Here is a 25,550-nt window from a genome sequence, read left to right on the forward strand (position 1 = left end):
TTTATCTTTAGGCAAATTAAAATTCTTCAATGAAAAAATCAGTAGCAATTCTGTTTGCATTTATTATTACGCACTTTCAGGCTCAGCAGGGAGCATATTATCAGCAATATGCAAAATATAAAATGGATATTGATGTAAATGCTGAAAAATTTACTTACACAGGCAATCAGACTTTAGAATACACCAACAATTCTCCGGACGAATTAAAAGTCGTTTATTTTCATTTATATTGGAATGCTTTTAAGCCTAATTCGATGATGGATCAAAGAGTTGCCGGACAAGGTAAAAATGGTGACGGGAGATTGCAGAAAGACGGAATTTCGAGACTGGCTTCTATTCCTAAAGATCAGGAAGGCTCACAAAATATTCACTGGATCAGGCAAAACGGAAAAGAACTCAAGTTTGAAGTTCAGGAAACCGTTATGAAAGTATATTTGGCAGAACCAATTAAACCTAATTCAAAAACTACTTTCACCATGAATTGGGATGCCGTGATTCCTCAGCAGATCAGAAGAAGCGGGAGAAATAACAAGGAAGGTATTGATATGACGATGACGCAATGGTATCCTAAAATTTCTGAATACGATTACGATGGATGGGCAGCTTTCGATTATGTCGGAAGAGAATTTCATGCGCCGTTTGCAGATTTTGATGTAACGATTAAGATTAATAAAGATTATGTAGTAGGAGCGGGCGGAACACTTTTGAATCCGTCTGAAGTGAAAGGATATGAAGCTTCTGCAAAAATTAAAGCAGACAAAAACAAAGCAACCTGGAAGTGGACAGCCAAAAATATGCTCGATTTTGCCTGGGCTGCGGATAAAGATTATTCAGTAGAAAGTTTTGAGGTTCCACAAGGTCCGAAAGTCTATTTTGTATATCAGAAAAATGATAAAACAAAATACTGGGCTGAAGCGAAACCTTATATTTCAAAATATTTCCAGATCATGAACAGCAGATTCGGGAAATATGCTTATCCTTCCTATGCATTTATTCAGGGGGGCGATGGCGGAATGGAATACGGAATGTGTACCATGATTCTCGGAGAAGCCGAAAGTCTGGAAGATTTGATGGGATTAATGATTCACGAAGGTTCACACTCTTGGTATCAGCAGATGCTGGCTACCAATGAGCCGATGCGACCTTGGATGGATGAAGGTTTTACGAGTTATGCAGAAAGCATTGTAATGAATGAATTGTTTCCGCCAAAAGATAACCGGCCGAATGCTTTTGTTGAAAAACTGAATGCCTACAGAAATATCGTGAAAAGAGGAATTGAAGAACCTGCAATTTGGCTGGGAGATCATCATGATAACGGAACAGCTTACAGCTTTGCAAGTTATGTGAAAGGCGAATTGTATCTGGTACAGTTGGGGTATATCGTAGGAGAAGAAAATTTAGCCAAAATCATGACGGAGTATTTTAAAGAATGGAGCATGAAGCACCCTTCTGACAGAGATTTTCTTCATATTGCGCAGAAAATTTCCGGGATGGATCTGAAATGGTTTCATCACTACTGGATCAACACCATAAAAACCATCGACTACGGAATAAAGGATGTAAAATACGATGCAAAATCTACAATGATTACCTTGGTGAATAAGAGTCAGATTCCGATGCCGATTGATTTCTCTGTGATTACAACAGATAATAAAATAGTGACTTACCAGATTCCATTAAATATGACCCGCACCTGGAAAACAAAAGATGCTTTTGGTGATTTTACCACGTTGAATTACTGGCCCTGGACACAGAAAGAATATACACTCACAATTCCTTACCCTAAATCTCAGCTGAAAGTTTTGGGAATAGATTTCAGCCAGCGAATGGCAGATGTAAATCCCGAAGACAATTTTGTTGAGGTGAAATAACTTACTAAAAAATCCCCGAAGATGTTCTTTGGGGATTATTTTTTATCGTTTTTCGAGCTCTTCTATTCTCTTTTTCAGAAGTTCTATTTCTGTATCTTTTTGCCGGTTTTCTTTTTTGAGCATTTCTATCAGCTCTTTCTGGTTTTCTAAAAGAAATTCGGGAATATTACAATAAAAAGTACCTCCAACATTTCCAAATGAACTGTTTGTTACAGTATTTTCAAAATAGTTGTTAGTGTATTTATTTTCATCAGTTTCTTTTATTTCTTCCACCTCAGTTTCCAAAAGTTTTGAGATTCTTTCCCATTCTTCTTCCGAGATTTCTACTTCTCCTTTCTCTTTACGGCTGTATTGGGTCTGGCTGATGTTCAGGTATTCTGCCAGATCTTTTTGGGTAAAATCTTTTTCGTTTCTCTTTTTTATTAACTTTTCCTTTACCATAAAGCATTTTTTACAAATGTAAAAATTATTCGACTAAAACCGAATATACCCGAATAAAAAATATCGCAGTATTTTGAGAAATTTATTTTAATATTGTATCTGTAATATTAAAATAAAAACCCATGATGAGAAAAATCAGTTTCCTGATGCTTTTTGCATTATTATTTTTAGTTCTCAGTTGCAGAACGGAATCTTTCAATCAGGAAGACCCTAAAATTCAAGATTATTCTAATTCTATTCTTAAAGTGAGCCTGGAAGAAGTTCTATCCAAGACTTCCAAATTCGACAAAGAAATTACCCATGACCTCAGTACTTTCACGTGGGAAAAAAGGTTAGAAAACAAAAATACAGAAAAAAATACTGAAGACAACAACTATTATTTCAACACCGACGACATCCAAAAAATTACTGCAGAGAATGCAACGTATTACACCATTCCTGCGATAAGTAAAACCGATGAGAGAGAAGATATTCTGCATTCTCTTTCTTTAAGAATTTCGGATGAGGGGTTGCAATCCCGAATGGTTACAGTGCAGCTGAAAGATGACGAAAGTCTTGAAATAGTTTCTTCTGTACCCTATAACTATGATCCTCAATCTGTCACTGCTAGAGAAGATGCAGAATGTACTACTTATTTAATCACGGGTCCGTGTTCCTGTCACGAGACTCACGCAGCAGGCGGTTGCACCCACCCTATCCAGATCATGCTTACCCAGTGTGGTACAGGTTCTGGTTCAGGAACAGTCACTTCCGGCTCTACCTATTATACAGGAACTCCTACGGCTAATTTCCCGAGCAACTCTTCAGGAACTTATGTGTACAGCACTGCAGATCAGGTTTACAATTCCCTAAGAATAAAGCTGAAACCAGATTATTTTCTAACCAATATCCAGAAGTTTAAAATTTTAGAATCGCCACATCTTGCTTCCCAGATTGTTACTTTTTTAAATCAGAATCCCCAACATAAAGCTGCTGCTATTTCTTTCATCAACAGTATCGGGCCCATATCTACGGCTCAGGAAATGCAGACTGCTATTAGCAATTACATCAATGGTTTTAATTTCAATTCGGGTTTGTCTTCTGCACAAAACACCTGGAAGGCACAAAACCCGGCTTTGTTTGACAAGATTCTCGCTTATATTCTGCTGGATTACCCAAACAGAAAAGATTTTGGATATTGGGGAATTAATTTTTTAATTCAGAATCCTACAACGACTTGGGAAGAGTTTCAAAATTGGTTTATTGACGGTAATTTAGATTACCAAAATATTGCTGATGTCGAATTTGCAAAAGATTTATCTTTGTTATCTTATGATTTGGTAATTGCGAATCAAAACGGCACATTAAATCAATTGCAGACAAGTTGGCCAAATTGGCAAAAAGTTAAACAAAAAATAAAAAGCTCAATAGCCCAAGGGGTACATCAAACAGCAAAAGTTGTAAAAACCTTTTACGACGAAGTAAGTAGCAACCCATATACTAACAATACTGGAACTAGAGTTTTGCTAAATATATTTATTGATGAGCTTAGAAATGAAATAAAACAGACAACGAATATGAATAAAGACACCATGAATTGGCAAGATCTATTTAATATCTGGCTGTTTGAGTTGATGCCAAATCCTAACAGTAGCATCAATTTTACATGGAGTTCCAATGTGATAAATGGAAATACGCTATATAATGCAAATACGAATGCAGTATACAAGTTTCCTAAAGGAAACCCGGATATGATGAATGATATTAAAAGTGGCTTAAACAACGGAACATTAAATGTTGGAAATAGTATGTCGAAATATTTTGGTATAACTTTACACAATATTATGCAACACTTTCCAATAATAACGTTGGTATACAAATGCTTGGGTCTTATGATACTAAAGCAACTGTTGTTTCTAAATCTGGAAATGCTGCGGTAATCAGATTTTTCATCAAAAATACTTTAGGGTGGGATTCGGCAACTAGATTTGTTCAGAACGGATCAAAAACAATAGGAATTGTTCCAAACAAAGAGATAGGAGAAGGGCTTCACTTAGGAGGTAATTTAATTAATACATTTACATGGGAAGAAATAATAACATATTAATATTTTTATTATCAATTATTGTCATTTCTTGTTTTAGTGATAATAAGAAAGAATATACAAATGTATACTGGGTACCAAAAACTAAAGAGTTTACAGGGACTTACCTTTTAGATAGAGAGTTTCATGAAAAAGATAAATTACCAAATGATTCAATAGTTTTAACTTTAAATGAAAACGGATGAATTCATTCCTTATGCAGAAGGGAAATGGAATTTAGTTAAGAATCCTATTAGTTCAAAAGAAAATGAATACTCAACATCAATAATCTTGAAATATACTGGAAAATATGATAAGTATAATAAAATAGACAAATATTTAAATGTAAATAACAAATTTTTACAAGTACAAGAAATGCAGATGAAAATTAGTGACAGTAGTTTTATATTTTGTTTTTTTACAGGCGATCCTGATCATAATCAATATAGATTTTATTTTAATCAGATAAAAAAGTATAATTAAGGGTTCACTTGGTAGGTAATTTATTAAATACTTATACATGGGACGAAATTGTAATATTTTAATAGCATTTTTAACTCTATTTTTAATTCATTGTAAAGATCAGGAAGAATATCCAGATAGTCTTCCTGATTATCATATCCCCTTACAAGAGGCTGTTGGAGAGTACATTTATGTTCCTAATCAAGCTTTAGAATATGGAAGAGATGATTTCAAATATCTTAATCTCGAAAAAGGGGACACTCTAAAATTAGAAATAAGAAGTGATTCAACATTTACATTTAATTATTTTTATCATGATAAAGCAATCAAAACAAAAAATTTCACAAATAAATTTACAGTGTACCCAACTTCAAAGGATATGCTAATTTTCAAAAAGTATCCTGATGGATCAGCCTACATAGGAGGAACAAGTGGCTTTAAAAAAGGGAAAAAAATTTATTTTTATCTCCGATTAAGACAACCGAATGATAAATATGAGTATGAGTACCCTCTTTATTTTGAAAAAGTGAAGTAATAATGATTTTCGATGCTTTACTCATAATAATTATCATCTTATTCATTTGTTTCGGTTTGATTGTAGCGTTTTGCAATAACTTCTAATGCATCATTTGTGACAAAAAACAAGAAGGGAACAAAAGAATCTGGTTGTAGCCAAGCCATTTATTTTTAAATAAGTGACTTCATAACGAAAGAGAAAAAATCTACTAAAAAGCATAAGAAAATGAGAAGAAATTCACGCTAACTTTTTTATTCCTCATAGGATTGAGTATACACGCTCAATCCTATAAACTCTAATTAAAGTAGCATGGTAGACAGAATAATATTTCATTTAAAAAATACTGTAATACTCATTGGTAATATGTATATATTTTTAATTGTAAAAAATATATTGCAAATAATATTCGGTTTACTGACCTCGTTTACAGACGTAGAAGTCTACACAATATATAATATCAAACAAAGTACATTTTCATTAGCAATTGTTATTTTTTATGACTTCTTTGCTTTTGTAATTATGATTTATATATGGGCTTTTTTGCTTTTATATCTTATTATTTTAGAGTATAAAAATAAAATGTGGATACATATATTATATTCTGTTATAATTTATCTGCTGGCAATTTTTATTTTTAATAAAGGAGAAATAAATGACTTTTTTATAATGATCAGTATTTTATTAGGAATATTAAATTGGTACTTATTCAAAAAATGGATAATTCTTTAAAACACAACATTATGAGAAAAATTTTCGTATTGCTAATAATAAGCTTATCAACCTTTTTACACTCACAGATCTTTAAAGAACCATATTATTATGTGGGTTCAGATGAAATGCATGTCTACAGACAAAGCAACGATACATTGTATAAATCTAACACATTTTCTTTACAACCGGTAAACATTAAAAAATACAATGCACATTATAAGATATGGGATATAATAGAAAACTCCCAAAACTTAATCGCCGTTAAACTGGAAAGTCTGGACAGTATTCCGTTAACCACAGATCCTTATCCTGAAGATCGTTTTAAATTGCTTCTTTACAAAAAGATCAGTGAGAAAGAACTTTTGCTGATCAGAGATATTAATCACTTGAAGCAAGAGGAGATGACAACATATAATATTGATACGATTCAGACAAAAAACAGCTATGGAATGACTTTGTTTAGCCTTTCATACCTGAAACAATTATCTACACTAAAAAAAGTAAAGAGTAAAAAAGATGCAAATGCAATAAACAATGAACTTAATAATTCTAAATATACAAGATTTGCGGAAAGTTATGTAAAATTCAATAGATTATCTGATCCTTACGCTTCTATTTTATCGGCATCATTAATTAATACAGCTTGTATAAATATTGGATATAGTCCTATTGGTGCAAGTTTCTCAATCAACATACTCAACACTGATAGGAGGCAGGAAGAAAAGGAAAAAATTATTGATGAACTTTATAAGATGATTTATGATAAATAGCTATAATAAAAAAATCATACTAACTTTTTTATTCCTTATAGGATTGGGCATACACGCTCAATCCTATAAATCTATTAAACCTGTAAAAGTAGAAATAGTATTCAGAGAGATTTCCAACATGAATATATGCCACAAAAGAAAATAATATGAAATATAGAGAAGGAGACTATTTGCGATACATTAAAATAAAAAATTGATGTTATTTGTAGCTATTTTTATCATCATTCTATTATTGCTTACAGGCATCTTTTTCATATTCCTTTTGGTTATTTCCATTCGTGGTTTTATGAAAGGTGATAAAAGTGTTGGTTATTTTTTTCTAATTGTCTTTCTGGTCTTGACATTGTTGCTTGGGTACTTGTTAGTAACACAAAAGGAAAATAAACAAAACCTTACACATCATGAAGCAAAAGAAATATTAAAAACAGAAAAGATTATTTTGAAAGATAGTATTTCTATTCTAAACTATAAATACGACAATGATCTGTATTTCTATCGACTTCAATTTGATGTCAAGATATCAAACAATGATTATCAATTATACTCAAATAAAGAACTTAAAGATCATATCATACAAGATTATACAAAGGAAGAAATTCAAATACATGACACGATCAAAATACATATCACAAATGATAAAATTTTGCACTTTTATAAGTGTCACTTTGATACAAATAATTAAAACAATTTTAATAGTTTCTGAGTTTTAGCCAAGCCATTTATCTTTAAATGATTGGCTTCATAGTGAAAGAGAAAAATCTACGGAAAAGCATAAGAAAATGAGAAGAAAAATCATACTAACTTTTTTATTCCTATAAACCTATTAAGCCTGCAAAAGGGGAAATAGTGTTTAGAGAGATTTCCAAAATTACCGACCGAAAAATTTTTGAGGAATCAATATATCTTTACGGAGAGAAATTTAAACAAGATATTGAAAAATCTTTTCAGAAAGATGAAGAATATGCAGGCAGAGAAAAAGAAATTGAGGGATGGGGTAGCGCATCAGCAGAAGCAATGAAATTAATCTACGTTGAAGATTCAACACAAATTCACTCATACAGTTTTGAAGATAATTTGCAGTCTTTCTCAAGTCATGTGATTCTTAATATCGCCGAAAACAAAGAAGAAACAAAAAAAATCAACGGTTATCAATGTTACAAAGTTGTTTATGAGTACAAAGAAGATGAGAAAAGCAACGATGAGGATTTTATGGATTTTGCAGGCAATGTTATTTACAAAAGAGAAATGTGGGTGACAGACGAAATACAGTGCTTGTATCATCCTGTTGTATTTGAGAAGAGTATTTTAGAAAAATATTATCCTTTAGAAATTAAAGAAACCGATAATACCATTCACGGATTTGAAACAAAATATATCCTTCAGAGTATTAATCTTCAATAGTTGAAAAAGAATTTTTGAAAAGATCGAAACCATTCTCCAAAAACCTCTAAAGGATTTAACCAAAAGCTCTCGACGATTTATACAAAAGCACGCCTGCTTTTAATTTTTGCTTATAGAGCTTTTTTAAATTATAAAAAGTAAGATTAGATTTCAGGAAAATTTCTGTAACAATAAAACCATTATCTTTACTAATGTTTAAAAGAAATCTACCATGTTTTTAAAATTTCTGAGATTAGAGATCAAAAGTTTTTTCCGGGGAACTTCATTAGGAATCAATCTGGCGATGAAGATTTTTCGCTTTTTGGGAATTCTGTCTTTTATTTTGTATTTCATCGGAGGAGCGTTTCTAGCGTTTTTTTACGTACAAAAAGAGCTGGAGCAGGATCCTTTAAAAGTTGTTTCAAAATATCTGATTCTGGTTTGGGTAGCAGATCTCGTGTTTAAATACATGATGCAGCAAATTTCTGCACAGAACATCAAACCGTTTCTTACGTTAAATATTCCGAAAAGAACATTGGTCAATTATACCTTGATTAAAACCTTTCTCTCGCCTTTCAGCTGGATGAATTCTTGGTTCTTCATCACGTTTTCTATTATTCTGCTGTATAACGGTTACAGTATTTCGGGAGTTTTTTGCTGGTTGGTCGGGATTTCGTCTCTGCTTTATCTGAACAACTTTCTCAATATATTTTTTAATAATAAAGAAAATATTGCCATCGGGGTAGGAGTGGTTATTGCTGCTTTTGCATTGTTAGAATACTATCAGATTGTTCCGGTGCTCAATTATTCAGAAACATTATTTTACAGTCTGTATGAAAGCCCGTATTTTGCCCTGATTCCGGTATTGCTTTTTGTTGTGCTTTGGCAGTTGTGCTATCGTTATATCTTCCAGGAATTTTATCTTGATAAGGGTCTTGAGATTAAACAGGAGGTAGGGAAAACGGAAAATATTGCTTTTTTAAACAAATATGGCTCTCTGGGAACATTCATCAACAATGACATAAAAATGCTCAGAAGAAACAAAGTAACGAAAGGGGTCCTTCTTGGAAGCCTGATGTTTACTTTCTACGGTTTGCTGATGTTTACCTCTCCTGTTTATAAAACGCCGTATATGATGATGTTTATGGGATTATTTGTAACAGGAGGATTCCAGTTTCTCTTCGGGCAGCGGGTTCCTGCATTCGACAGCTCTTATTATCCGCTCATGATGACGCTCAATGTGCCTTATAAAGAATATCTTAAAGCAAAATGGTGGCTCATGATTATTGTGACTTCTTTTTCTATGATTCTGGCTCTTTTTTATGCCTTGATAAGCTGGGAAATTTATGTAACCTTTTTTGCGGCAGGTCTGTATAATATAGGGGTGAACTCCCAATTCACACTTTGGTCCGGAGCATACAACAAAATGCAGGTTGACCTCAATTCTAAAGAAAAAAGAATGGGGCAGAAGAATAGTTTTAATCTTAAAGCATTATTGCTGCTAATTCCAAAACTAATTTTGCCAATGGTGGTATTTGGAATCATGAAATACTTTTCAGGAATGACTGCAGCGGTTATCAGTATTGCTATTTTAGGGTTAATAGGTTTCTTTTTAAGAGAAAAAATATTTGATATTATCGTGAAACACTATAAGAGAGAAAAATACACCACAATACAAGCATTCAAAAACAAAGATTAATACAATGATTACGATACAAAATTTATCTAAAACATACGGAAAAGCAACCGTTCTGAATATTGAAAACCTGGAAATTCCCAATGGAGAAACTTTTGGTCTTGTAGGAAACAACGGAGCCGGGAAAACAACACTTTTCAGTCTAATGCTTGATCTGATTCAGCCAAGTACAGGATTTGTAAGCATTGACGGAGTTAAAGTAAACGAGTCTGAAGCCTGGAAATCCAAGGTTTCTGCATTTGTAGACGACAGTTTTTTAATTGGATATTTAACGCCCGAAGAGTATTTTTATTTTATCGGAGAATTGCGAGGTCAGAATAAAGCTACTGTGGATGAGTTTCTCAAGCAGTTTCATGATCTTTTCAGCGGCGAAATTTTAAATTCGGGAAAATATGTGAGAGACTTATCGAAAGGGAACCAAAAGAAAGTGGGAATTGTAGGCGCCATCATCGGAAACCCTGAAATTATTATTCTAGATGAGCCTTTTGCCAATCTTGATCCTTCTACCCAGATTAAACTTAAAAATTTAATTAAAGTTTTATCTCAGCAAAGTGGTGTTACTTTCCTGATTTCAAGTCACGACCTTTCTCATACCACAGAAGTATGCAATAGAATTGTAGTGGTTAATAAAGGAGTTATGGTAAAAGATATACAAACCAATCCTGAAACTTTAAAAGATCTTGAGCAGTATTTTGCTGATCAGGTCAATTTGATCAGTGAAATTTAGATGCTTTTGCTTTATAAAAAAGAAAAGGCTGTTTTCCTCATTGAAAACAGCCTTTTTTGTTATTATTTTAAAATTATTGAGTAAGCTTTTTAATTCCCATTTCGTACAAAGCAAACGAAATTAAGTCTGCATTTTCGCTGATTACCTGATCGGTTGCTCTTCCTGCACCATGTCCTGCATTTTTTTCAATCCTTACTAAAACAGGATTTTTACAGCCTTGTTTTTCCTGCAATTCAGCTCCGAATTTGAAAGAATGTGCCGGAACCACTCTGTCATCGTGATCGCTGGTTATAATCATGGTAGAAGGATAGCAGGTTCCTGCTTTCACATTATGTACAGGCGAATAAGATTTCAGATATTCAAACATTTCTTTATTGTCTTCCGCAGTTCCGTAGTCATAAGACCAGCCTGCTCCTGCGGTAAATTTATTGTATCTCAGCATATCCAAGACACCCACTCCCGGAAAAGCAACTTTGGCTAAATCTGGTCGCATCGTCATCGTTGCTCCGACAAGAAGTCCTCCATTTGATCTTCCAGAGATTGCCATATATTCTTTTGAGGTGTAGCCTTTCTGCTGCAGATATTCTCCTGCTGCAATAAAATCTTCAAAAACATTTTTCTTTTGCATTTTAGTTCCTGCATCATGCCATTTTTTGCCGTATTCACCGCCGCCGCGAATATTAGGAACGGCATAAATACCTCCGTTTTCCATCCAAACTGCGTTTACAACAGAGAAAGAGGGCTGTAAACTGACATTGAAACCGCCGTATGAATACAAAATCGTCGGGTTTTTTCCGTTAAGATTTGTTCCTTTTTTATAATTAATCATCATCGGAATTTTAGTTCCGTCTTTTGAGGTGTAAAATACCTGCTCAGAAACATAGTCTTCAGGATTAAATTTCACTTTCGGTTTCTGATAAATTTCTGATTTTCCTGTATCGGCATTAAATTTATAAGTCGTTCCGGGAGTGATGTAATTGCTGAAAGAATAATAAAGTTCTTTTTCCTCTTTTTTACCGCCAAAACCACCTACATTTCCTTTTCCTGGAAGCGTAATTTCTCTGATGAGTTTTCCGTTTTTGTCAAATTGTTTTACCTGATCAATCGCATCAATCATATAAGTGGCAAAAAAATAACCGCCACCACCGGAAATCCCCAATACATTTTCTGTTTCAGGAATTACGTCTTTCCAAGTTTCCGGAGAAGGGTTTTGAATGGTAGTTTTTACCAGACGCATATTGGGCGCATCTTTGTCTGTGAAAATATAAAGGTTCTCACCGTCTGTATCAACGATATTGGCATTGATATCAAACCCTTTATTGATCTGGATGAAGTCTCCGCCTTTTTTTAAATCTTTAATATAGAGTTCGTTTCCGTTGGTAGCATTGGCTGCCGAAACAATCAAATATCTCTGATCTTCAGAAACTCCGGCTCCGATGTATCTTCTTGGTGTTTTTTCTCCCCCGAAAATCAGCTGATCTGCAGATTGCTTAGTTCCAAGCTTATGAAAGTATACTTTGTGCTTGTCGGTCATTCCGGAAAGTACAGTACCTTCTTTCGGTTTATCATAGCTGGAATAATAGAATCCTTCATCTCCTAACCAGGAGATTCCGCTAAATTTTACATCAACAATGGTTTCGTCGATCTGTTTTTTCGTAACTGCATCTATGATGATGATTTTGTTCCAGTCGCTTCCGCCTTCTGAAATGGAGTAGGCAGCAAGATTTCCTTTTTTGTTGAATGACAGTCCGGAAAGAGAAGTGGTGCCTTTTTCTGAAAATTTGTTGGGATCTAAGAAGACTTCGGTTGCTTTTGTTTTGTTATGAGTTCTGTACAGTACAGATTGTGCCTGCAAACCGTTGTTTTTGTAATAGTATTTATAATCACCTTCTTTGAAAGGAGCTCCTATTTTTTCGTAGTTCCAGATGTCTGTTAATTGCTTTACGATTTCCTGTCTGTAGGGAATTTGCGATAAGTATCTTTCACTGAAAGCGACTTCCTGATCTACCCATTTTTTGGTAGCTTCAGAATCATTTTCTAAATCTCTATAAGGGTCTGCAACAGAATTTCCAAAATATAGATCGGTTTGATTTCCTTTGATAGCTTTAGGATACTGCATTTTTTGAGCTGAAAATTGGGCTGAAAATAATACTCCAGCCGTTAATAAGATTGGTTTAAAATTCATCTTAAAAGGATTTTATCAAAAATAAGGAAAGTTAATTGAATAAAAAAAGCTTACTAAAGGAATAATATTTTCGGACTTTACTTAAACTGTGTAAATATTTTCTTAAATGAAATTTGTTTCTGCCTATCCATATAGCTACTTATAGCTTTTTTTTATTGATGTCAGCTTTCATCCAATATTCTCCACAAATCGAAACAAAATAATCAGTTTTTTTCTCCTCTTTATGCCATATACCATCGCTGGCATTAAACAAAGCTAGAAAATAATATTCTCCCTCATCAAATGTTGACAAGTAAGGTCTGCATAAAATGCCATTATCTCCCCAAACCACAATTTTTTTATTCTGACTCTTACCTTTTAATGATTCAATTATTTCTATTTCCATTGACATAGGTACTTTACCATCTGTAAATTCTTTGAAAGTTAGGTATTTATTGATTTTTACTAAAACAACCAGATCTGCTTTTGGGGCAACTTTAGAAAAATCACCTTTGGGGTCACAACTGCATGCAAAGATCAGGCTGAAAGTCAACAAAGTAAAGCATAATGTAAATAATCTTATTTTCATTTTATAATATATTTAAAAAACACTTAAGTCTTTGGTCTGGATTAAAAAAACTAACAATAAAGATTTCAACTAACAACAAACACCTATTAGAAGCGTTTGAAATAAAATCACCCAATCAGTTCTCTCGCCTGCGTTAAAGCAGCTTCTGTAATTTTACTTCCGGAAAGGAGTTGTGCAATTTCGTTCAGCTTTTCTTCATCGTTCAGCGGAATAATTGTAGACTGAGTTTTTCCTGCAACATCCTGCTTTACCACCTTATAATTATTATTTCCTTTGGCAGCAACCTGCGCTAAGTGAGAAATCACAATCAATTGCATATCTTCAGACATTTCACGCATCAGATTTCCGATTTCTTCGGCAACTTTTCCGGAAACTCCGGTGTCAATTTCATCTAAAATAAGAGTAGGAAGCTCATCACTTTCGGCAATAATCTTCTTGACAGCCAACATAACACGAGATCTTTCACCCCCCGAAATGGCTGTCTGAATGGGTTTCAAAGGAAAACCGGAATTTGCCTGAAACAACAGCTGAATATTTTCTTTTCCAAACGGATTGAAGTCTTGAGAATCTGTAAGTTCAATATCAACTTTAGCTTTCTCCAAACCTAGTTTTTTAAGAAGATCTTCAGCTTTTTTGATGAAAACAGGAATGCTTTTTTTCCTGTTTTTGGAAAGTTTTTGGGATAAAATTTTTAAAGATTTTTCTTTTTGAGAAATATCTTCCAGTGTTTCCCGTATCTGAATTTCTATTTCTGCTGTTCCTCTTTGTTCGCCTGAAAGCTGATCCCGAATTTCAATTAAACTTTTTACATCAGAAACATTGTGCTTCAGGAATAAGCTATTGATTTTGTTATTCAGATCTAAAATCAGGGCTAAATTTTCGGGATTAATCTCTACTTTTTCTGCCTCATCTTCCAGTTCAGAAATAATGTCTTTTACTTCCACAAAAGAGGTTTCCAGCCTTTCACTAAGTTCCGTAAAGGTATTGGAAACATCTGCAATTTTAGAGAGTTTAGACCTTGCTTCATTAAAAAATGTCAAAATTCCCATTTCTTCCTGATGAAATCTTGACAGGATCTGTGCAAGATTTTCTGAGATCATTCCTGCATTCTCCTGCACGGAAAGCTGGTTCTGAAGATCTTCAAAATTAATATCATCCAATTTAAGATCTTCAAGCTCATTCAGCAGAAACATTTTGTAATCACTTTCTTTGGTATTTTCGGAAAGTTGGTTCTGAAGTTTTTTCAGCTGAGTTTTGAGACTTTGAAATTCTACAAAATCCTGCTGGTAATTTTCGATTAAAGTTTTGTTTTCAGATAATCCGTCAATAATTTTGAACTGATATTCAGCGGAAAAAAGATTGGATGTTTCAAACTGAGAATGAATGTCTATCAGTTGAGAAGAAAGTTCTTTCAGAACATCAAGAGTTACTGGAACATCATTGATGAAAGCTCTGGATTTTCCGGAAGGCAGAATTTCTCTTCTGATAATCGTATGATGCTCATAATCAAGATCATTTTCGATGAAGAATTTTTTAAACTGATTGTTGAGGTTAAATTCGGTCTCAACAATACTTTTTTCGTCAGTTTTTGAAATGGATTTACTATCTGCTCTTTCTCCCAAAATCAATCGAAGTGCACCCAGAATAATAGATTTTCCTGCACCTGTTTCACCGGTAATTACCTGTAAACCATTTTTTAAGGAAACATCAAGCACATCAATCAGGGCAAAGTTTTTAATGTAAATTCTCGAAAGCATAAATCAGAAGCAGATTTTCATTTAGTACTGCAAAGATAAAATTTGGAATTCAGAATTCGGGAGTTAAACTTTTTTATTTCCATTTATTCCATCTAGATTCTGTATTCTTCGGTGAAAAAACAATCATTTGCTGTTTCAGATTATTGATATTGACAGAGCCATTATTCCCTGAATTGAATATATTGAAAATTTCGTCAGCTTTGGTATCCATGAATAAATTGAAAAAATAATTCTGCTGAAAAGTATTTTCGTAAGTTTTCAATTGCATCAGAGCATCGGCTATAATTTTTTTAGACTGAGTCTGATCCTGATTGTATAATCCGTCTAAACCGGCTCTGTGATAAGTATAAATGGTTGAACGCAACTGATTCATATTCGGATTCAGGATTTCTCCTATTAAAATGGAACGGCTTCTTGGTTCGTTGATCTGATTCCAGCCATCATATCCTCTGTTTTGTGAGTTTTGTGCGATCTGCTGCGCTTTTGAAAACCATTGGCTTCCTCCCATCGACTGGAAACTGTCTGCATCATAACCTAAAATCAGGTATACATAGAAGCTGATAACGTCAATCAGGTTTTTACCGGAAAATTGTCTTTCGTTGAAGATCAAATTTTCGTTTTCAGCGTATTCAAATCCAAATCTCGTATCTTGAAGATTGAGCAGAGGAGATTCGTAAGAACTGTTGAAAACCGGGCGAACTGCCTGTACAACAATGGTTCCCTTAAATCGGTTTCCGTCTCTTTCACTGAGAACAATGGCAAAATTTGATTTTATTTTCTCGAAATTCTGAAGTTTCTTGCCAGTCCAGCTTGTATTATTGATAAAATCACGGAGACTTTTTTCTAAAGATTTGTAAGCCTGCGTATTACTCCCGCCAAGAAGTTGGGAGTTTACCTGAACAGTAGCAAGAAGCTCTTGCGAAAAGCTGAGATTAAATAGAATCAGAAAAAAAAGGATGATTATTTTTTTCATAAATAGATTTCATTGTTTAAAAAGCCATGTAATGGCATCATTATCATTAGTTTGCATTGATGGATCATGGCAATCTTATTCCTGTTATTAAATATTCAAAACGGAAATTTATAAAATTTATTTTAAAATCTGAGTTTCCACACAGTCAAGTATATCTTTTGCAACATCTTCTTTAGATTTCAGCTCAAACTCAAGTTTTTCTGTTTTGGTAAAAATTTTTATCTTATTGGTGTCATTTTTAAAGCCGGCACCTTCATCACGTAGAGAATTGAGAATAATTAAATCTAAATTTTTCTTTTGCAGTTTAGCTTTTGCGTTTTCTTCTTCATTGTTGGTTTCCAAAGCAAATCCTACCAAAATCTGATGGTCTTTCTGTTCCCCCATTGTTTTAAGGATATCCGGATTTTTGACTAGTTCTATTGTTAATGTATCATCATTTTTTTTAATTTTTTCTGAGGCAACTGCTTTTGGAGCATAATCCGCAACCGCGGCGCTTGCAATGGCAATATCAGATTTACTATAAAACTCAAAAACTTTTTCGTACATTTCCTTTGCTGAAGTAATCTTGTGTAAATCAATATTTTCGTTGGTGATTTTTAAAGAAGAAGGTCCCGAAATAAGAATTACTTTTGCCCCTCTTTTTGCTGCTTCTTCAGCCAAGGAATATCCCATTTTTCCTGAAGAATGATTCCCGATAAACCGTACAGGATCAATCGCTTCGTAAGTAGGTCCGGCCGTTACAAGTACAGTTTTTCCGGCTAAACTTTTCTTATCAATAGGATCAAAAAAACTTTCTATAGTTTTTACAATTGTTTCCGGTTCTGCCATTCTTCCCTGTCCGAAAAGACCGCTTGCAAGCTCTCCGCTTTCAGCAGGAATAACGATGTGTCCGAAATCTTCTGCCATTTCCAGATTATTTTTGGTGGAAGGATGCTGATACATATCCAGATCCATTGCCGGAGCAATAAAAACAGGACATTTTGCGGACATATAAATAGCAATCAAAAGATTGTCGCATATTCCGTGGATCATTTTTGCCAAAGTATTTGCCGTGCACGGTGCAACCAAAATAATATCAGCCCAAAGTGCCATTTCTACATGGCTGTTCCAGGTTCCGTTTTCACTGTAAAACTCAGAGTATACCGGTTTTTTTGAAAGAGTAGAAAGGCTTAGTTTTGTAACAAAATGTTCTGTTTCCGGAGACATGATTACCTGTACTTCCGCTTCTTTTTTAATAAGCTCTCTGATGAGAAAATGAATTTTATAAGCCGCAATTCCACCAGAAACTGCAATGAGAATTTTTTTTCCGGAAATACTCATGAAATTGTTTTTAAACGTCTAATTTACTTATTTTTTTTCAATAAGCTCAATATAAACAGCAAAGGTCATAAAAGAATTCTTCTATGACCTTTGCCTATAATATTAAAATTTGATTATTTCTGTCTGTCTTCAGTTTTTCTGAAGTATACATCATCATCCAGCCATTCTTGGATTGCGATAGAGGTAGGTTTTGGAAGCTTTTCGTAATGTTTTGAGATTTCAATCTGCTCTCTGTTTTCAAAAACTTCTTCCAAAGTAGAGTTGTGTACTGCAAATTCGTCTAGTTTGTTGTGCAATTCAGTACGGATTTCTGCATTGATCTGCTCTGCTCTTTTTCCCATGATGACAATAGCTTCATAGATTGAGCCTACTTTGTCTTCAATCTTATCTTTATCGTAAGTAATGGTGTTTACTTCTGCTTTTGTATCTTTTACGCTCATTTTGAGAAAATTAATTTAATTATAAGTTGGCAAATTTACGAATTATCTTTGAATTCTGAAAGTTGCTGCCGGTGGAGGGGTATTTATTACTGCGCTGTCTCTCTGGATCTGCTTTGCCTGCTTTTCGTTGGAGATTTGATCTTTAATGTGCTGCTCTGTTTTGGAGTCTGCAGCAAGCTTGTCAGCCATTTTTTTCTGTCTTGCTGTAAGAATGGCAATCTTTTCTTCAGTTTGTTTCTTTACCACAGCAAAATCTTTCTTTTCTTTTTCAAGTTTTTCCCTTAAATCTAAAGCTGTCTTAGAATATTCTGTATCGGGAAGTTCCTTTTCTACTTGTCTGGTGAATGCCAAAGCACTTTCAATACGTTCTTCTTTGAGGTCGTAAACAGAGTTTTGAGCTAAAAGGTAACGTGCCTTCATGACATAATCATAGATTTTCGGACGAAGTTTTGTGCTCGGAAAGTCATTCAATACATTTTCAAATGCTACAACAGTAGATTTATAATCTCCCATTTTGAAATATTGCTTAGCATTTTCGTAGGCTTTGAATTCTAGTTTATAAGAAAGCTCGTCAATCATCGTATTGATGTTTTTTGATCTTTCAGAAGAAGGGTAATTGTTGATAAAGTCCTGAAGCTCATTAATCGCCAATTCTGTGCTCGACTGGTCTAAGTTATAATCCATAGAACCATTGTAGTAGCACAAAGCCGACATATAGGCAGCCTCTTCTTTTCGGCTGTCCTGAGGAAAACTTACTGCGAAATTTTTAAACTGATTTCCTGCAAGTCTGTAATTTTTATCATAATAATTGGCATACGCAGAATTGAATACTACATTCGGAGCATCATCTGTTCCTGCCACAAGATTAGGAAGCCTGTCATATAATGCCAAAGCATTTTTCCATTTCTTTTTGGCAAAATTTTCGTTAGCGGTTTTCAGAATGAAGTTTTTGTCTGCGCTTCTCAATGCTTTTTCCTGCTGACTTTTACATGCTGCCAAAACAGCTACGGCGAAAATACCTAAAAAATATTTTTTCATATATAATGTAACAGTTCACGGGTTTACCGTACTATCAATTTGCAAAAATATAACTTTTTTGCTAAAAGATTTTTTTTTATGATTATTTAACGTTAAAACAGCTAGTAAAGTATTTCCAAAGGTGAAATTAATTAGTTTAAGGTATTATTTTTAAAAAAGATTCTGTTAAATTTTCATTCTGATGCGTATCCCAAAAGTGCAAAAACACTCATCAGCAAATTCATCTTCACCTTTTTTTCCGCCTCTTTCTGATAAGATTCTGGATCTTTATGAGGAACGTATAATTCATAAAAATTTTTATTTCGTATCACAAAAAGCGTAGAGCCAATCACTGTAGTGAGTAAGTCTTCCGGCTTTGGAGTAAAAGTGAAAACGCCTGTTGTAACTCCTTTTTTGATTACCTCATCCAGTTTTCTTACAAAAAGTTGGTAGAATTCCATCAGTTCATCTTTAAGACTTTCGGTGTGGCGAAGTTCCTGAGTGACAAAACCATGGAAATAATTGTATTTAAACAGTTGATTAATAATATATTTAATCATTTCTTTCATCTGCATTTCAGGTTTGCCATTTTTAATGGTGTCTGCAAATTCAGAAAAATTTTCTCTGGTCTTGAGGATCCGATATTGGTAGAGCGCAGACATCATCTTCTCTTTTGAGCCAAAATAGTAAGAAATCATTGCCACATTGATGTTGGCTTTTGTAGAAATATCTCTTACAGAGGTGCCTTCATATCCTTTTTGGGCAATCAGTTCTTCCGCAACACCCAGAATGTGCATTTGCTTTTCTGAAAATTTTTTTGCCATGTATTCAGTTTTAGTAAAAATAGTCATTTTTTCTTCTGTTATAAACATTTGCTTAATTATTTTTAATCTGGCTTAAATATGTATTTTTGACAATGCAAATTTTTGATTTTCATCATCATAAGAAAAAAGTGAGCTTCGGGATCTATAATTTGGACTTGGATGAGAAACCTTGTGATTTTCCTTATTCTGTGGGAATTCATCCTAAGGATATTGATACGGGTAATTTTGATAATCAATTAGACTGGGTTAGATCAATGATCTTGCAAAACTGTTTTGCGATAGGTGAGTGCGGTTTAGACTCTTTGGTTTCGGTTGATCAGAAAATTCAGGAAGAAGTTTTTTTGAAACAAATTGAGATCGCTAATGAAGTGAGAAAACCTATGATTATTCATTGTGTAAGAAAATATTATGAAATATTTTCATTCAGGAAATTTTCGCAGCAGCCGATGATTATTCATGGTTTTAATAAAAAACAAAATATTGCCGATGATTTGCTCAAGAATAATTTCTATCTAAGTTTTGGAAAAGCGGTTCTCTATAATTTATCTTTGCAGAATACGATGAAAAAAGTTCCTTTGGATAGAATGTTTTTGGAAACTGATAACGATAACTTTAGTCTTGAAGAATTGTATGCTAAAGTAGCAGAGCTCAAAGGGATTTCTTTGGAACGGCTTCAATCACAGATTTTAGAAAATTTAGAAACAATACAAAATGGATAAATACTGGCTGGAAAGAACTGAACTTCTCATTAAAGAAGACGGCTTGGAGAAACTGGATAAAGCATCTGTTCTGGTTGTAGGATTGGGAGGTGTCGGCTCGTTTGCAGCAGAATTTCTTGCCAGAGCGGGCGTTGGAAATATGACGATTGTTGACGGAGATACTGTTGATATTACCAACATCAACAGACAATTGCCTGCCCTTCGATCAACTGTCGGAAAGCATAAAGTAGAAGTGGTTGCAGAAAGGCTTTTAGATATTAACCCCGAATTAAATTTAACCAAGATAAATGAATTTCTAAATCCGGACAGAATGGAAGAGATCCTGGATAATGGAGGTTTTGATTTTGTTTTGGATTGTATAGACAGTGTAACGCCAAAACTTGCACTTATTATTGCTGCAAGACGTCGCAAGATAAAAATTGTAAGTTCTATGGGAGCCGGAGGAAAATCTGACCCTTCAAAAGTCTTGGTTCGCGACATCAGCAAAACACAGCATTGTCATTTGGCAAGACAAATCAGAAAAAGATTAAAAAAAGTAAAAATTGATAAAGGTGTCCGTTGTGTTTTTTCTGATGAAATTCAGGATGAAAGCAGCCTGAAAATGACAGACGGGAGCAATTATAAAAGATCTTTTTATGGGACAATAAGTTTTCTTCCTGCTATTTTCGGATTGTATGCAGCAGCAGAAGTCATTAATTATTTAGTGAAAAAAAATTAATGTCTGATTATACATATCAAAAAACAGAAAAGCTCAAGAAGAAGGCCGAGATTGATTTGCTTTTTGCTAAAGGTAAATGGAAGACTTTTGGAAATCTGCGGATTATTATTCTTAGAAATCATCCTGAATTGCAGTCTGGCGGAATAAAGTTTGGGGTTTCTGTTTCTAAACGATATTTTAAAAAAGCAGTGCATCGAAATCGTGTAAAACGTCTTTTGAGAGAATCTTACCGATTGAATAAAGCTTTATTCACAGAAAGTTTCGGAGACAAAACAGTCGCCATGCTTTTTTGGGTTTCAAATGAAATGCCTGTGAAGTTTCAGGAGGTAGAGTCTCAGTTTATTAGTCTTTGCGAATCTCAGAAGAAAAGTAAAAACTGATTTTACGGGACGAAGGGTAACATTCTTCTCAAATAAATCTTATGAATGTGTTGTTCAAAACAAATGGTATTTAATAATCCCGAATAATTTTCACCAAAGATTTGTATTATTTATATTTTTTGTAGCTTTAGTCAAACAATTGACGAATAAAATGTTAGATCAAATTCCCTATTTATCTTTTTTCTTGAGTGCTTTTATTGGAATCGGGCTTGCTGCTGCAACAGGTTTTCGTGTTTTCTTGCCTATGTTTGCTGTTAGTTTAGCATCTTATTTTCAATGGATTCCTTCGCTTGAGACTTTTGAGTGGCTTTCGTCACTTCCTGCGCTTATCACCACCGGGATTGCAACTTTGGCAGAAATTTTAGCATATTATATTCCTGTTGTTGATAATTTTTTAGATACAGTTTCGGTTCCTATGGCAACTATAGCAGGTTCTATTCTTTTTGCGAGCCAGTTTGCGGATTTGGGAACACTTCCACAATGGGGATTGGCGCTTATTGCCGGTGGCGGAACTGCGGCAACGATCAGTTCTGGATTTGCGGGGATTAGAGCTGCTTCTACAGCCACAACCGCAGGATTGGGCAACAATGTTGTAGGAACCACAGAAACGGCAGGAGCAGGAATTATGGCTGTTTTAGCAATGGTTGCTCCTTTTATAGCGGTTGTTTTAGCGATCTTATGTGTGGTTTTGATTGTTTTTTTCGGAAGAAAAGCTTGGAGGAAGTTAAGGGAATCAAGGATAAAGCAATAAGGGTGATTAAAACAAAGTTTTCAGTTAGAGCTTATTTTGTAGGGGGAATATTTTTATTTTCTGTGTTTTTGATAATAAAAATTTTACCAACATCTTTGTCTTCTAATAATATTGATTTATTTCATAAAATATTTATTCTCTTAATAACTATTTTTATGTTTGTATCTTTTTTTAGCGAAATAAGAACAAAAACAATAATTTTTCAGATAAATAGAAGAGATATTGTGGTAAAGTCTTTTTTCGGCATATTTTCTAAAATATATATGAAAAATGAAATAAACGGCTGGAAATATAGCAGGGTAGTATATAGAGGTAATATTTACGAATATCTTTATTTGTATAAAGAAGGAAATAAGATTGCTAAAATTTCACAATATTATCATCGGAATTATTCTAAAGTCAAGAATAAAATTCAGAACGATTTTAAATATCTAGGATACGAAAAACCATCTTTAATACAAAATCTTAAAGATATTTTTAGATAAACTTATGAGAATAGAGTACTACATCTTAATCAAGAAATCGTCTCTGTCATTCAAAAACTGAAAATGGTTTCTAAACTTGTTTAGTTCGGATAAATTTAGTTCTGATGAGATCAGATTTCCTTTTTTTGTTGAGATTTCTTTTCCGTCTGCAAAAAAACTATGAGAACTTTCCTGATAAAAAAGATTATTACCATCCGTACCAATTCTGTTTACCCCAAAAACAAAAGACATATTTTCTATAGCTCTTGCTTTTAGGAGATGTTTCCAGGCTTCGACTCTTTTTTCAGGCCAGTTGGCAACATATATTATAGCATCGTAATCATCATTATTTCTTGAGAAAACAGGAAAACGAAGATCATAGCAAACCTGTAACAGAAAGCGGATTCCTAAATATTCAACAATAACCCGTTCTTTCCCTGGTGTATAGACCTTATCTTCTCCTGAAAAAGAAAACAAGTGTCTTTTATCATAGAAAACAACTTCTGAGTCAGGTTTTACAAAATACATTCTGTTGTAAAAATTACCTTCTGATTCCACAGGAGCACTTCCGCAAAAAGCGGCATTTTTTTCTTTAGCCATTTCCTTTAAGAACTCCAAAGACTCTCCGTTACGATCCGAAACATTAGCAGCATCCATACAAAAGCCGGTAGAAAACATTTCAGGAAGAATGTAAAGGTCTGCTTTTTCATCTTTGAGTTCATTTATTATATTTTCAAAGTTTTTTAATTTGTTTTTCCAGACAATGTCTAAGTTAATTCCTGTAATTTTCATAATACTTGTTTAATCTTCCATAAAAATACAGCTTTAAACTGATTTCGGTTTTATTTTTGATGAAGATATTTTTTATATGATCTTTTAAACTAAAAAATCTATTTATGAAAAAAATGATTTTATTACTGATGCTTTTCGCGGGTATTATTACCAATGCTCAGGCTTACACAGGAAAAGGTGATCAGAAAGTCAATTTAGGACTCAATGCATGGGGATACGGAACAGGAGTAACGGCAACCTATGACTACGGTCTCAGTGATGTTATCTCAATTGGGGCAGGAGGGAATGCTTATTTTGACAATTACAGAGACAATAATAAAGACAACAGAGTTTTTATTTTTGGTCGTCTGAATTTTCATTTAAAAGAAGCGTTGGATCTTCCTGAGCAATTGGATCTTTATCCGGGTGTTGATCTTGGAGTTCTTGGCAGAGATTTCGGGATTGGGGCTCATATTGGTGCAAGGTATTTCTTTACCGACAAAGTTGGTGTTTTTGCTGAGGTTGGAAATAACGGAAGCTTAGGAGTTTCCTTTAATTTTTAAAAACAATATCATTATATGACAAAGCTTCTCATTACGAGGAGCTTTTTTATTTGGCATCCTATTGATAATTGTTACCTTTGCAAATTAAAATCTAAAAACAATTAATGGAATTAGCGATTAAGATCTTTCAATTTATATTGAGTATTTCTATTTTAGTAATTCTTCACGAGCTTGGACATTTTTTACCAGCAAAATGGTTCAAAACCAAAGTGGAGAAATTTTACCTTTTCTTTGATCCTTGGTTTTCTGTTGTGAAAAAGAAAATAGGAGAAACCGAATACGGGATTGGATGGCTTCCGTTCGGAGGTTATGTGAAAATTGCCGGAATGGTGGATGAAAGCATGGATACCGAACAACTAAAACAGCCTGCACAACCCTGGGAATTCAGAGCAAAACCGGCTTGGCAAAGATTGATTATCATGCTTGGTGGAGTAACGGTAAACTTTTTTCTGGCTTGGATTATTTACGGATGTCTTTCGTTTTTTAACGGAGAAACTGTTTTCGACAGCACAAAAATAGATGCCCCAATGAATTATACTCATGTTGCAAAAGCGATGGGTTTTCAGGATGGTGATAAAATCTTAAAAGTTGATGGAAAAGTTCAGAATAATCTTGATAAACTTTCATTAGATATATTATTGAGTGACGACATTACTGTTCTGAGAAATGGTAAAGAGGTTACCTTCCAAACAAATGACGACGGTAAAGCTTTAGCCTTTAAAGATGCAAACCCGAAAGCATTTCTTACACCAAGATATCCTGCGGTAATTGATTCTATATATAATCCCCAAACGGCAGCTGCAGGTTTAAAAGTTGGTGATCAGGTAATTTCAGCAAACGGAAAGAAAATTGCTTATTACGACGAATTTCAGGAAGTAGTAAGAAATAATGCAGGAAAAGACCTTAATATTGAAGTTTCAAGAGCTGGAACAGTTCAGCCATTGGTTTTACAGGTTTCAAAAGAGGGAACTTTAGGTCTGGCTTCTTATAAACAATTGACAAAATATGCTGAAACCAAACATTTTACTTTTGCACAATCAATTGGAAGAGGTTTTACGAGAAGCATTGAAAGTTTGACTTATCAGGTAAAGCAGTTTAAACTGGTTTTCAATTCGAAAGTACAAGGATATAAAAAAGTAGGTGGTCCGTTGGCAATTATCAAAAATATGCCTGTTGACAAAGCTCAAGATGGAAGTGTATCAATAGACTGGACAATGTTCTGGAGTTTTACTGCGATGTTCTCCGTTTGGTTAGCATTTTTGAATCTAATTCCAATCCCCGGATTAGATGGGGGGCATGTTATTTTCACCTTATATGAAATGATCGTAGGAAAGCCTGTTCCGCAAAAAGTTCTGGAAAATGCTCAAATGGTTGGGGTTATCTTCCTGTTAGGCTTAATGTTACTGATTTTTGGAGCAGATATTTTTAAAATTATCACGAATAAATTTTAATTTTTTTTAAAA

27 protein-coding genes are annotated in these 25,550 nt (G+C 33.9%); 17 read left to right on the top strand and 10 right to left on the bottom strand.

The features are described from left to right. The first annotated feature begins 29 nt into the window (after positions 1-29). Positions 30-1,871 carry a M1 family metallopeptidase gene (locus tag FOL89_RS13070; protein WP_144283237.1) on the top strand — a complete coding sequence of 614 codons (1,842 nt, stop codon included), beginning with the start codon at positions 30-32 and terminating at the stop codon, positions 1,869-1,871. 42 nt (positions 1,872-1,913) lie between these two features. Here the strand turns inward: FOL89_RS13070 and FOL89_RS13075 are convergent, their stop codons facing one another. Then, complete coding sequence (locus FOL89_RS13075; protein WP_144283238.1) at positions 1,914-2,312, bottom strand: helix-turn-helix transcriptional regulator; 399 nt, start codon at positions 2,310-2,312, stop codon at positions 1,914-1,916. A gap of 122 nt (positions 2,313-2,434) precedes the next feature. On the opposite strand from FOL89_RS13075, the gene FOL89_RS13080 reads away from it, so the two are divergent. The 9 genes from FOL89_RS13080 to FOL89_RS13120 all read left to right on the top strand — a co-directional run bounded on the left by FOL89_RS13080 (position 2,435) and on the right by FOL89_RS13120 (position 10,637). Then, complete coding sequence (locus FOL89_RS13080; RefSeq protein ID WP_144283239.1) at positions 2,435-4,231, top strand: hypothetical protein; 1,797 nt, start codon at positions 2,435-2,437, stop codon at positions 4,229-4,231. 142 nt (positions 4,232-4,373) lie between these two features. Then, positions 4,374-4,580, top strand: coding sequence for a hypothetical protein (locus tag FOL89_RS17590; protein ID WP_185146979.1), 207 nt, complete (start codon positions 4,374-4,376; stop codon positions 4,578-4,580). Next, the gene (locus FOL89_RS13090; RefSeq protein ID WP_144283241.1) at positions 4,567-4,857 is read left to right on the top strand and encodes a hypothetical protein; all 291 of its coding nucleotides are present in this window, start codon (positions 4,567-4,569) and stop codon (positions 4,855-4,857) included. Before FOL89_RS17590 ends, FOL89_RS13090 begins: the two co-directional genes overlap by 14 nt. Before the next feature lie 37 nt (positions 4,858-4,894). After that, positions 4,895-5,371, top strand: coding sequence for a hypothetical protein (locus FOL89_RS13095; protein WP_144283242.1), 477 nt, complete (start codon positions 4,895-4,897; stop codon positions 5,369-5,371). Between the two features lie 722 nt (positions 5,372-6,093). Continuing rightward, positions 6,094-6,834 (top strand): hypothetical protein, encoded by a 741-nt coding sequence (locus FOL89_RS13100; protein WP_144283243.1) that lies wholly within the window; start codon positions 6,094-6,096, stop codon positions 6,832-6,834. Between the two features lie 196 nt (positions 6,835-7,030). Then, positions 7,031-7,516 carry a hypothetical protein gene (locus FOL89_RS13105; RefSeq protein WP_144283244.1) on the top strand — a complete coding sequence of 162 codons (486 nt, stop codon included), beginning with the start codon at positions 7,031-7,033 and terminating at the stop codon, positions 7,514-7,516. Between the two features lie 164 nt (positions 7,517-7,680). Then, positions 7,681-8,235 (top strand): hypothetical protein, encoded by a 555-nt coding sequence (locus tag FOL89_RS13110; protein ID WP_144283245.1) that lies wholly within the window; start codon positions 7,681-7,683, stop codon positions 8,233-8,235. A 211-nt stretch (positions 8,236-8,446) separates the two neighbouring features. Beyond that, positions 8,447-9,913, top strand: coding sequence for a DUF5687 family protein (locus FOL89_RS13115; RefSeq protein ID WP_144283246.1), 1,467 nt, complete (start codon positions 8,447-8,449; stop codon positions 9,911-9,913). Between the two features lie 4 nt (positions 9,914-9,917). Next, on the top strand, positions 9,918-10,637 hold the full coding sequence (locus FOL89_RS13120; RefSeq protein WP_144283247.1) for an ABC transporter ATP-binding protein: 720 nt from the start codon (positions 9,918-9,920) through the stop codon (positions 10,635-10,637). Between the two features lie 73 nt (positions 10,638-10,710). Here the strand turns inward: FOL89_RS13120 and FOL89_RS13125 are convergent, their stop codons facing one another. The 8 genes from FOL89_RS13125 to FOL89_RS13160 form a co-directional block, all read right to left on the bottom strand. Next, positions 10,711-12,822 (bottom strand): prolyl oligopeptidase family serine peptidase, encoded by a 2,112-nt coding sequence (locus FOL89_RS13125; protein ID WP_144283248.1) that lies wholly within the window; start codon positions 12,820-12,822, stop codon positions 10,711-10,713. 139 nt (positions 12,823-12,961) lie between these two features. Continuing rightward, positions 12,962-13,390, bottom strand: coding sequence for a hypothetical protein (locus tag FOL89_RS13130; protein ID WP_144283249.1), 429 nt, complete (start codon positions 13,388-13,390; stop codon positions 12,962-12,964). A 107-nt stretch (positions 13,391-13,497) separates the two neighbouring features. Further along, positions 13,498-15,147, bottom strand: coding sequence for a DNA repair protein RecN (locus tag FOL89_RS13135; RefSeq protein WP_144283250.1), 1,650 nt, complete (start codon positions 15,145-15,147; stop codon positions 13,498-13,500). Positions 15,148-15,220: 73 nt separating this feature from the next. Beyond that, a complete protein-coding gene (gene porD / locus FOL89_RS13140) occupies positions 15,221-16,120 on the bottom strand; it encodes a type IX secretion system protein PorD (protein WP_144283251.1) in 900 nt (299 codons plus the stop codon). A 117-nt stretch (positions 16,121-16,237) separates the two neighbouring features. Then, entirely contained in the window at positions 16,238-17,440 is a 1,203-nt protein-coding gene (gene coaBC, locus FOL89_RS13145; RefSeq protein WP_144283252.1) for a bifunctional phosphopantothenoylcysteine decarboxylase/phosphopantothenate--cysteine ligase CoaBC, read from the bottom strand. Positions 17,441-17,553: 113 nt separating this feature from the next. Continuing rightward, positions 17,554-17,880 (bottom strand): DNA-directed RNA polymerase subunit omega, encoded by a 327-nt coding sequence (locus FOL89_RS13150; protein ID WP_089743415.1) that lies wholly within the window; start codon positions 17,878-17,880, stop codon positions 17,554-17,556. A gap of 42 nt (positions 17,881-17,922) precedes the next feature. After that, a complete protein-coding gene (locus FOL89_RS13155; RefSeq protein WP_144283253.1) occupies positions 17,923-18,918 on the bottom strand; it encodes an outer membrane protein assembly factor BamD in 996 nt (331 codons plus the stop codon). A gap of 173 nt (positions 18,919-19,091) precedes the next feature. Then, complete coding sequence (locus tag FOL89_RS13160) at positions 19,092-19,721, bottom strand: TetR/AcrR family transcriptional regulator (RefSeq protein WP_144283254.1); 630 nt, start codon at positions 19,719-19,721, stop codon at positions 19,092-19,094. 92 nt (positions 19,722-19,813) lie between these two features. Between FOL89_RS13160 and FOL89_RS13165 the strand changes: the two genes are divergently transcribed. From FOL89_RS13165 to FOL89_RS13185, 5 genes are all read left to right on the top strand, one after another. Next, positions 19,814-20,440 carry a TatD family hydrolase gene (locus FOL89_RS13165; protein ID WP_144283255.1) on the top strand — a complete coding sequence of 209 codons (627 nt, stop codon included), beginning with the start codon at positions 19,814-19,816 and terminating at the stop codon, positions 20,438-20,440. Continuing rightward, positions 20,433-21,158: a tRNA threonylcarbamoyladenosine dehydratase gene (locus FOL89_RS13170; RefSeq protein WP_144283256.1), complete on the top strand. Its 726-nt coding sequence runs from the start codon at positions 20,433-20,435 to the stop codon at positions 21,156-21,158. Before FOL89_RS13165 ends, FOL89_RS13170 begins: the two co-directional genes overlap by 8 nt. Then, the gene (rnpA, locus tag FOL89_RS13175) at positions 21,158-21,538 is read left to right on the top strand and encodes a ribonuclease P protein component (protein ID WP_144283257.1); all 381 of its coding nucleotides are present in this window, start codon (positions 21,158-21,160) and stop codon (positions 21,536-21,538) included. The genes FOL89_RS13170 and rnpA overlap by 1 nt, the downstream gene beginning before the upstream one ends. A gap of 151 nt (positions 21,539-21,689) precedes the next feature. Beyond that, entirely contained in the window at positions 21,690-22,289 is a 600-nt protein-coding gene (locus tag FOL89_RS13180; protein WP_144283258.1) for a DUF4126 domain-containing protein, read from the top strand. 263 nt (positions 22,290-22,552) lie between these two features. Continuing rightward, positions 22,553-22,774 (top strand): hypothetical protein, encoded by a 222-nt coding sequence (locus tag FOL89_RS13185; RefSeq protein WP_144283259.1) that lies wholly within the window; start codon positions 22,553-22,555, stop codon positions 22,772-22,774. 18 nt (positions 22,775-22,792) lie between these two features. On the opposite strand, the gene FOL89_RS13190 is transcribed toward FOL89_RS13185, so the two are convergent. After that, positions 22,793-23,545, bottom strand: coding sequence for a nitrilase-related carbon-nitrogen hydrolase (locus tag FOL89_RS13190; protein WP_144283260.1), 753 nt, complete (start codon positions 23,543-23,545; stop codon positions 22,793-22,795). A 104-nt stretch (positions 23,546-23,649) separates the two neighbouring features. On the opposite strand from FOL89_RS13190, the gene FOL89_RS13195 reads away from it, so the two are divergent. After that, the gene (locus tag FOL89_RS13195) at positions 23,650-24,087 is read left to right on the top strand and encodes a DUF6646 family protein (protein ID WP_144283261.1); all 438 of its coding nucleotides are present in this window, start codon (positions 23,650-23,652) and stop codon (positions 24,085-24,087) included. Between the two features lie 104 nt (positions 24,088-24,191). Beyond that, on the top strand, positions 24,192-25,538 hold the full coding sequence (rseP, locus tag FOL89_RS13200) for an RIP metalloprotease RseP (protein WP_144283262.1): 1,347 nt from the start codon (positions 24,192-24,194) through the stop codon (positions 25,536-25,538). The last annotated feature ends 12 nt before the right edge of the window (positions 25,539-25,550 follow it).

Origin of the sequence: Chryseobacterium echinoideorum (assembly GCF_007474535.1) — a bacterium.
Classification (GTDB): Bacteria; Bacteroidota; Bacteroidia; order Flavobacteriales; family Weeksellaceae; genus Chryseobacterium; species Chryseobacterium echinoideorum.

Bases quoted from the DNA above. Each gene is read 5' to 3' on its own strand.
- FOL89_RS13070 (WP_144283237.1), top strand. From the start codon at position 30: ATGAAAAAATCAGTAGCAATTCTGTTTGCATTTATTATTACGCACTTT.
- FOL89_RS13075 (WP_144283238.1), bottom strand. From the start codon at position 2,312: ATGGTAAAGGAAAAGTTAATAAAAAAGAGAAACGAAAAAGATTTTACC.
- FOL89_RS13080 (WP_144283239.1), top strand. From the start codon at position 2,435: ATGATGAGAAAAATCAGTTTCCTGATGCTTTTTGCATTATTATTTTTA.
- FOL89_RS17590 (WP_185146979.1), top strand. From the start codon at position 4,374: ATGGGAAGAAATAATAACATATTAATATTTTTATTATCAATTATTGTC.
- FOL89_RS13090 (WP_144283241.1), top strand. From the start codon at position 4,567: ATGAAAACGGATGAATTCATTCCTTATGCAGAAGGGAAATGGAATTTA.
- FOL89_RS13095 (WP_144283242.1), top strand. From the start codon at position 4,895: ATGGGACGAAATTGTAATATTTTAATAGCATTTTTAACTCTATTTTTA.
- FOL89_RS13100 (WP_144283243.1), top strand. From the start codon at position 6,094: ATGAGAAAAATTTTCGTATTGCTAATAATAAGCTTATCAACCTTTTTA.
- FOL89_RS13105 (WP_144283244.1), top strand. From the start codon at position 7,031: ATGTTATTTGTAGCTATTTTTATCATCATTCTATTATTGCTTACAGGC.
- FOL89_RS13115 (WP_144283246.1), top strand. From the start codon at position 8,447: ATGTTTTTAAAATTTCTGAGATTAGAGATCAAAAGTTTTTTCCGGGGA.
- FOL89_RS13120 (WP_144283247.1), top strand. From the start codon at position 9,918: ATGATTACGATACAAAATTTATCTAAAACATACGGAAAAGCAACCGTT.
- FOL89_RS13125 (WP_144283248.1), bottom strand. From the start codon at position 12,822: ATGAATTTTAAACCAATCTTATTAACGGCTGGAGTATTATTTTCAGCC.
- FOL89_RS13130 (WP_144283249.1), bottom strand. From the start codon at position 13,390: ATGAAAATAAGATTATTTACATTATGCTTTACTTTGTTGACTTTCAGC.
- FOL89_RS13135 (WP_144283250.1), bottom strand. From the start codon at position 15,147: ATGCTTTCGAGAATTTACATTAAAAACTTTGCCCTGATTGATGTGCTT.
- porD (WP_144283251.1), bottom strand. From the start codon at position 16,120: ATGAAAAAAATAATCATCCTTTTTTTTCTGATTCTATTTAATCTCAGC.
- coaBC (WP_144283252.1), bottom strand. From the start codon at position 17,440: ATGAGTATTTCCGGAAAAAAAATTCTCATTGCAGTTTCTGGTGGAATT.
- FOL89_RS13150 (WP_089743415.1), bottom strand. From the start codon at position 17,880: ATGAGCGTAAAAGATACAAAAGCAGAAGTAAACACCATTACTTACGAT.
- FOL89_RS13155 (WP_144283253.1), bottom strand. From the start codon at position 18,918: ATGAAAAAATATTTTTTAGGTATTTTCGCCGTAGCTGTTTTGGCAGCA.
- FOL89_RS13160 (WP_144283254.1), bottom strand. From the start codon at position 19,721: ATGGCAAAAAAATTTTCAGAAAAGCAAATGCACATTCTGGGTGTTGCG.
- FOL89_RS13165 (WP_144283255.1), top strand. From the start codon at position 19,814: ATGCAAATTTTTGATTTTCATCATCATAAGAAAAAAGTGAGCTTCGGG.
- FOL89_RS13170 (WP_144283256.1), top strand. From the start codon at position 20,433: ATGGATAAATACTGGCTGGAAAGAACTGAACTTCTCATTAAAGAAGAC.
- rnpA (WP_144283257.1), top strand. From the start codon at position 21,158: ATGTCTGATTATACATATCAAAAAACAGAAAAGCTCAAGAAGAAGGCC.
- FOL89_RS13180 (WP_144283258.1), top strand. From the start codon at position 21,690: ATGTTAGATCAAATTCCCTATTTATCTTTTTTCTTGAGTGCTTTTATT.
- FOL89_RS13185 (WP_144283259.1), top strand. From the start codon at position 22,553: ATGAAAAATGAAATAAACGGCTGGAAATATAGCAGGGTAGTATATAGA.
- FOL89_RS13190 (WP_144283260.1), bottom strand. From the start codon at position 23,545: ATGAAAATTACAGGAATTAACTTAGACATTGTCTGGAAAAACAAATTA.
- FOL89_RS13195 (WP_144283261.1), top strand. From the start codon at position 23,650: ATGAAAAAAATGATTTTATTACTGATGCTTTTCGCGGGTATTATTACC.
- rseP (WP_144283262.1), top strand. From the start codon at position 24,192: ATGGAATTAGCGATTAAGATCTTTCAATTTATATTGAGTATTTCTATT.